Origin of the sequence: Sulfurihydrogenibium yellowstonense SS-5 (assembly GCF_000173615.1) — a bacterium.
GTDB lineage: Bacteria > Aquificota > Aquificia > Aquificales > Hydrogenothermaceae > Sulfurihydrogenibium > Sulfurihydrogenibium yellowstonense.
Genome location: NZ_ABZS01000084.1, coordinates 1 through 6,932, shown reverse-complemented (window position 1 = coordinate 6,932; position 6,932 = coordinate 1). Strand labels below are relative to the sequence as shown.

Sequence of the window (6,932 nt, the reverse complement as noted above, 5' to 3'; positions counted from 1 at the left end):
TTTATTTTGGTTCCATCTGAACCGTGTGGGTTATAAAGTAATTGAATGAAATCATTAAAGTGCAGATCAATTTCGTTCCATCTGAACCGTGTGGGTTATAAAGCGAAAGCTTTCGAGAGCTACTTTGTTTTTAGAAGAGGTTCCATCTGAACCGTGTGGGTTATAAAGTATTCAAGATTTGGATTTACAGCTAAGTTAATACTTGTTCCATCTGAACCGTGTGGGTTATAAAGTGCAATTTTTTAACTCCTTTCATAAAAACACCTCCTCGTTCCATCTGAACCGTGTGGGTTATAAAGATTGTATTATATCATAAATTTATTGTTTTGTCAATAGTTCCATCTGAACCGTGTGGGTTATAAAGTACAGATTACGCAGAAATAGTTCAAAACGACCTTTTTAGTTCCATCTGAACCGTGTGGGTTATAAAGGCATATAAATTTGATGCTAAAGTCGTTATCTCTTTGGTTCCATCTGAACCGTGTGGGTTATAAAGGAAGCAGAACCAGAAGCAGAACCAGAAAACTGAGAAGGTTCCATCTGAACCGTGTGGGTTATAAAGTTAGCAATTGATTACTTGAAAAATTATTTTGAAAATGTTCCATCTGAACCGTGTGGGTTATAAAGTCAGATATCCTTTCTTTAGGAAGCTTTATTTTAATCGTTCCATCTGAACCGTGTGGGTTATAAAGCTAGAATATAAATTTTCTCAACCTCGTCCATGATAGGTTCCATCTGAACCGTGTGGGTTATAAAGTAAAGTATATTGCAGAGAGAACTTTAAGCGATGATGAGAGTTCCATCTGAACCGTGTGGGTTATAAAGCGATAAAAGTCGGATTACTCCAAATGCAGTATCCATAGTTCCATCTGAACCGTGTGGGTTATAAAGGAGAACGCTTAGAACTCTATCTGCCTACCTATCTACGTTCCATCTGAACCGTGTGGGTTATAAAGATTCTTTCGATCGTATTTCTCTTAGTAAAAGAAAATAGTTCCATCTGAACCGTGTGGGTTATAAAGTATTCAAGATTTGGATTTACAGCTAAGTTAATACTTGTTCCATCTGAACCGTGTGGGTTAGAAAGTGAAAAAGCACTTGAAAACTTTAAAAAAGCAGAAGAGTTCCATCTGAACCGTGTGGGTTAGAAAGAAGCAAACTCTCTTGAAGATATAGAGCAATAATAAAAAAACAAAATTAAAAATAACAAAAGTAAAAATTTATAATAGTAAAATAAATAAGAATTCTTACAAAAAAGGGGGCAATAAATGAATTTAGCATTACTGTTAATCTTAGCCGTCATAGTAATAGGCTTCATCTTAACCTACAACACTGTTATCTCTAAGAAAAACAACGTAGATAACGCACTTGGAGCAATTGACGCAGAACTTAAAAAAAGAAGAGACTTGATACCAAATCTTGTAGAAAGCGTAAAAGCCTATATGCAGTATGAAAAAGACCTATTAGAAAAAATAACAAGACTTCGTGAATCAGCAGAAAAAATTGAAAACCCGGAAAAAAGACTACAAATAGAACAAGAGCTTTCGAAAGCTTTACAATCACTTAAAGTAAGATTTGAAAATTATCCAGACCTTAAAGCGAACAGTAGCTTTTTACAACTCCAAGCAACACTAACAGATGTTGAAGAATCAATTGCAGCGGCAAGAAGATTTTACAACCAAGCAGTAACAGAATATAACAACATCTTAGAACAAATTCCATTTACCTTTATTGCAAAAATATTAGGACTACAAAGAAAAGAAGTATTTACAATACCAGAGGAAGAAGGAGCTAATATAGATATTGGAGAACTCTTTAAAAAATAGGAGAAAATATGAGACAAGGAGAGTTAGATAAATTAGAAAGAAAAAGAAAATCAACTCAATCAGCAATTCTAATAATAGACATTACCAATGTGATACTATTTATTGTAACCATCATCTCATTTGCATTATTAATTACTCACAGCCCAAATTCTAATGAGTTCTTCGTCATTCCTTTTATAACAATTCCACTGATAGCAATACTAATTTTCGCAAAAAGATACATAGAAAACTCAATAAGCAAGGAAATCTCAAAAGCAATTTACGAACCTGCCTTTAAAGAAAAAAATACCGAGTTTATCTACAAGGACGGATTAACTCTTGATGAAGTCATGGCATCTAATCTCTTTCCAAGACCTGACCGATTTGCATCAAATAGCCTTACAAAAGGAGAAATTTCAAATTTTCCATACAAAGCTTCAAACATAACATTACTGGAAGAACACACTGAAACAGATAGTGATGGACATAGCCATTCATCTACAACGGTAATATTCGACGGGAGGCTGTACATTATAGAATCTCCATTCAACAAAAAAGGAATAATACTCAACTCAAAAAAGATTGGAAAGGATAAACTATTAAATGACACAATCCTTATAATTAAAATAATAATATTCTTAGTGATCATGGGAATACTTATACCAAATATAATATCTATGTTTTCGAACCCGTTCTTTAAAAAAGACTTGCCCTTTTTTGGTCTCTTTATAGCAATAGCCATAGTAGTCGCAATTCTCTCATTTCTATCTAAAAGAAAAAAAGGGTACAAAAAAGCAAAACTTGAAAGCGGTCAATTTAATGAATATTTTTACATTGAAACACAAGACCAGGTAGAGCTTAGAAAAACACTTACCCCTGCAGTAATGGAAAAATTGATAAACTTAAGAAATTCTATTGGAGAATTTCACTTATCGATAATAGGAAATAAGATATTTTTCGCCTTTCCAAAATCTTTTTCTATAAAATACAATAAACCTATCCAAGAACTTATTGAAGAAGCACAGGTATCAGTAAATAAAGAAATAGAAACTATTGAATCAATAATTGAAACTTTGAAATTAGAAGAAGAGAAAATTAAAAAGGGGATAATAGATAAATAAAAAATCATCGTTAACCAAAAACTTTGAAAAGGAGAAAAAGAAAGAATAAATATTAATCTAACAATTAAAAGTTAAGAGTGGAATGCTCGTTGATGTAATCATCCTTACATTCCTAAAAAAAAACGACGCATTATTATTTGATCAAAAAAACTTTGCATCACTTTTTAAAAAACAGCAAAATACAACAAGTCAAATCTTTGCACTAACTCTTAAAATCTGTTGCATCTGACTGTGTGGTTACGTAAGGCGAAACGTGAGAAGTTTTAAGAGAATGATAATGGTTTAAATATCGATCGCGTCATACGTTTTTGTTACATCTAAGCTGTGAAGATTGTAAAATTCCATCTCAATTCTCATCTCTTCATAATCTTACATCTATAACTCACTTCTTATCTGCAATGTTATAATATTTTTGAATTAAACCATCAAAGGAGGGTGTCATGGCAAATATTCTTTCAAATTTAGAACAAGTTAAAGAAATTTTAAATGGAGTTGTTGAAATTTCAGATTCCGGTGTAAAAATTTTAGATGAAAAAAAATTAAGAGAAACAGTTATTGACGACCTTATCTACACAGCGGTTTTTTCAAAAGATTATAATTTAAAAGAAGAAGTTAAATACATTATCAGAGAAATAGCAAATGAGTTTGGAGCTGTTGCATCTTCTATACATGATTTATACATGGCAATGGGAAGAGGAGAAACAAGAAATTTTACAACGCCGGCAGTAAACATTAGAGGAATGACTTACGACGTTGCAAGAAGAATGTTTAAAGTCGGAATAAGAAATAACATCGGTGCTATGATTTTTGAGATTGCCAAATCTGAAATTGAATACACGTATCAAAGACCCTCTGAGTATGCAGCATGCGTATTAGCTGCAGCTATAAAAGAAGGATACAAAGGACCTGTATTCATGCAAGGAGACCACTTCCAATTTAGTGCTAAAAAATACTTTGAAAATCCAGAAAAAGAATTAAACGCTATCAAAGAATTAACAAAAGAAGCAATAGATGCAGGATTTTACAATATAGACATAGACCCATCAACGTTGGTTGACTATTCAAAAGAAACTTTAAAAGAACAGCAATATCATAACTACTTAAATACTGCAAAAATGACAGACTATATTAGAGAGATAGAGCCGGAAGGAATAAACGTATCCATTGGTGCAGAGATTGGACATATCGGCGGTAAAAACTCTACGGTAGAAGAATTTGAGGCGTTTATGGAAGGATATTTAGAGACATTAAATAAAAAGCCAGGCATATCTAAAATCTCTGTCCAAACGGGAACAGAGCATGGAGGCATTCCACTTCCGGATGGCACGATTGCAAAAGTAAAACTTGACTTTAATGTCTTAAGAGATATTGGAGCAGTTGCAAGAAAGAAATACGGACTTTCAGGAACGGTTCAGCACGGAGCTTCTACATTACCGGAAGAGTTGTTTGATAAATTCCCAGAAAACAACTGCTCTGAAATACATTTAGCAACGGGATTTCAAAACATCATGTTTGACCTCGCACCAGAAAAGTTTAAGGAAGAGATATACAAATTCATCGAAGAAAACTTTAAAGATGAATGGAAAGAAGGAATGACAAGAGAACAATTCTTATACAAATCAAGAAAAAGAGGCCTTGGACCGTTTAAATATCAATGGTGGACTTTAGAAAACAAAGAGGAAATTCTTGATGCAATAGAGAAAAAGTTTGAATTCTTGTTTGAAAAATTAAAAGTGTTTGACACAAAACAGTACACAGACAAATACATAAAACTTGTTAAAAAGAGCTACGTTAAAGGTTCTACAAAGGATGTACAACAAAAAGCACAAGAAATTAAGCTTGAAGCCGGAGCAGATTAATTGAGTTTAGACAAGCAGATAGAGGCTATAAAAGAGATTTACAGAGAGTATAAAAGGGCGGGAGAAAAAACTCGCCCTGTAATAGTTGGTAAGTTTGCTTTATCTGTTTATACCCAGGGAATGTATCCTGCCAATATGATCTCACTTCTTCATCCGGATATAATGTTTCTTGAAAAAGTTTTATCCAATCTTGGATATAAAAAATTTGGCGACCTTTGGCTAAAAGATGATATTACTATAGAAGTAAGTAAAGATTTTCATCTACTAACCGGAATGTTAAATCAAATAGAAGTTGACAGAGAAGAGATTTTAAACGTCCTATCTCTTGAAGACTTGATTTTAGATATGATGAAATTCTGCGTAGAAGGTGACGACTTAGTTTGTGAGCTTGTTAGAATGATTGTTAAATCTTATTACAATGCTTTAGACTTTCATTACATATATCAAAACATAAAAGACAGAAGATTTATATCAAAGCTTAAAGAGTACAAAAAAGAAGCGGAGGGTTTAAAATGACAAGGATAGGCATGGATTTAAATAGTTTTATTTTAGAACAAGAAAGACTTTATCCGAATGCAACAGGGTCTTTATCCCGTGCATTGGTTGCAATAGAATCAGCTACAAAAGTTATTGCTTCTCATGTAAGAATGGCAGGATTGGCCGATATTCTTGGAATGGCAGGCAAAAAAAACATTCAAGGCGAAGAAGTTAAAAAGCTTGACGAGCTTTCAAATAATCTGCTTATTCAATACCTCTCTCAATCAGGAGAATTTTTCGCCTTAGCTTCTGAAGAGCTTGATGAGCCAATCTTTCCGGAAGAAGGAAAAGATGCTAAATACGTGATAGCTTTTGACCCGCTTGATGGGTCTTCTAACATTGATGTAAACATCAGCATAGGAACAATTTTCTCTATTCATAGAAGAGTAAATTCAGATGTTTCAGATTTCTTACAGGAAGGATATAAGCAAGTTGCGGCCGGATATGTAATCTATGGGTCTTCTACGATGCTTGTTTTATCAACAGGAAATGGCGTTAATGGCTTTACCTTAGACCCGGCGGTTGGCATGTATCTACTTTCCCATCCAAATATGAAAATACCAGAAAAAGGAAAGATTTACTCAATCAATGAATCCAACGATAAAAAATGGATTGATGCAGGATTAAAAGAGTATATAGAAAGTCTAAAAGATGAAGGCTACACATCAAGATACATCGGGTCTATGGTTGCAGACGTTCACAGAACGTTAATAAAAGGCGGAATTTTTGCTTATCCGGCGGATGTAAAAAATAAAAACGGTAAACTAAGACTTTTATACGAAGCATCACCTATGGCATTTTTAACAGTCCAAGCCGGCGGAATGGCAACAACAGGAAAAGAAGATATATTAAACATCAAGCCAACAGACATTCATCAAAGAGTACCTGTATTCTTAGGTGGAAAATATGAGATGGAAAAATTAAAGAGTATGTTAAAAAATGGATAATTGGATAAAGCTATACATTGCAGATAGCAGGAGCATGGAAGAAGTTGAAGATGAAAGTATAAGTCTAATAATTACTTCACCACCGTATTGGCATATAAAAGATTACGGCGTTGAAAACCAAATAGGTTATGGTCAAACATTGCACGATTATCTTAAAGATTTATACAGAGTTTGGCTAGAGTGTTTTAGAGTACTAAAACCGGGCAGAAGATTATGCATCAACGTAGGAGACCAATTTGCAAGGTCTGTAATTTATGGAAGGTATAAAGTTATTCCTATTCATTCAGAAATCATCAGCCAGTGTGAAAAAATAGGATTTGATTACATGGGCAGTATTATTTGGCAGAAAAAAACAACTATAAACACAACAGGCGGAGCCGTTGTAATGGGGTCTTATCCATACCCACCAAACGGATTGGTAGAAATAGATTACGAATATATATTAATTTTTAAAAAACCGGGTGGTAAAGAAAAAATAGCAAAAGATATAAAAGAAAAATCAAAGCTTACAAAAGAAGAATGGAAAGAATATTTTTCAGGACATTGGAAATTTGGCGGTGAAAAGCAGATAAATCATGAAGCTATGTTTCCAGAAGAGCTACCAAAGAGACTTATAAAAATGTTTTCTTTTGTTGGAGAAACGGTTTTAGACCCTTTTGTGGG

Annotated in this window: 6 protein-coding genes and 1 CRISPR repeat array; all 6 genes read left to right on the top strand. The window is 33.5% G+C overall.

Going from position 1 to position 6,932, the window contains the following annotated elements:
* Positions 1 to 9: 9 nt before the first annotated feature.
* Positions 10 to 1,152: direct repeats of the CRISPR family, unit length 29 nt; unit sequence GTTCCATCTGAACCGTGTGGGTTATAAAG.
* A gap of 116 nt (positions 1,153 to 1,268) precedes the next feature.
* Positions 1,269 to 1,826 carry a LemA family protein gene (locus tag SULYE_RS04560; RefSeq protein ID WP_007546976.1) on the top strand — a complete coding sequence of 186 codons (558 nt, stop codon included), beginning with the start codon at positions 1,269 to 1,271 and terminating at the stop codon, positions 1,824 to 1,826.
* Positions 1,827 to 1,834: 8 nt separating this feature from the next.
* Entirely contained in the window at positions 1,835 to 2,926 is a 1,092-nt protein-coding gene (locus SULYE_RS04555) for a DUF3137 domain-containing protein (protein WP_007546975.1), read from the top strand.
* A gap of 440 nt (positions 2,927 to 3,366) precedes the next feature.
* On the top strand, positions 3,367 to 4,785 hold the full coding sequence (locus tag SULYE_RS04550; RefSeq protein WP_007546974.1) for a class II fructose-bisphosphate aldolase: 1,419 nt from the start codon (positions 3,367 to 3,369) through the stop codon (positions 4,783 to 4,785).
* On the top strand, positions 4,786 to 5,301 hold the full coding sequence (locus tag SULYE_RS04545) for a hypothetical protein (RefSeq protein WP_007546973.1): 516 nt from the start codon (positions 4,786 to 4,788) through the stop codon (positions 5,299 to 5,301).
* Positions 5,298 to 6,269, top strand: coding sequence for a class 1 fructose-bisphosphatase (gene fbp, locus SULYE_RS04540; protein ID WP_007546972.1), 972 nt, complete (start codon positions 5,298 to 5,300; stop codon positions 6,267 to 6,269). Before SULYE_RS04545 ends, fbp begins: the two co-directional genes overlap by 4 nt.
* On the top strand, positions 6,262 to 6,932 hold a 671-nt coding region (locus SULYE_RS04535), incomplete at its 3' end, for a DNA-methyltransferase (protein ID WP_007546970.1). The genes fbp and SULYE_RS04535, both read left to right, overlap by 8 nt.

Coding starts and splice junctions, on each gene's coding strand:
- fbp (WP_007546972.1), top strand. CDS start 5,298: ATGACAAGGATAGGCATGGATTTAAATAGTTTTATTTTAGAACAAGAA.
- SULYE_RS04560 (WP_007546976.1), top strand. CDS start 1,269: ATGAATTTAGCATTACTGTTAATCTTAGCCGTCATAGTAATAGGCTTC.
- SULYE_RS04555 (WP_007546975.1), top strand. CDS start 1,835: ATGAGACAAGGAGAGTTAGATAAATTAGAAAGAAAAAGAAAATCAACT.
- SULYE_RS04550 (WP_007546974.1), top strand. CDS start 3,367: ATGGCAAATATTCTTTCAAATTTAGAACAAGTTAAAGAAATTTTAAAT.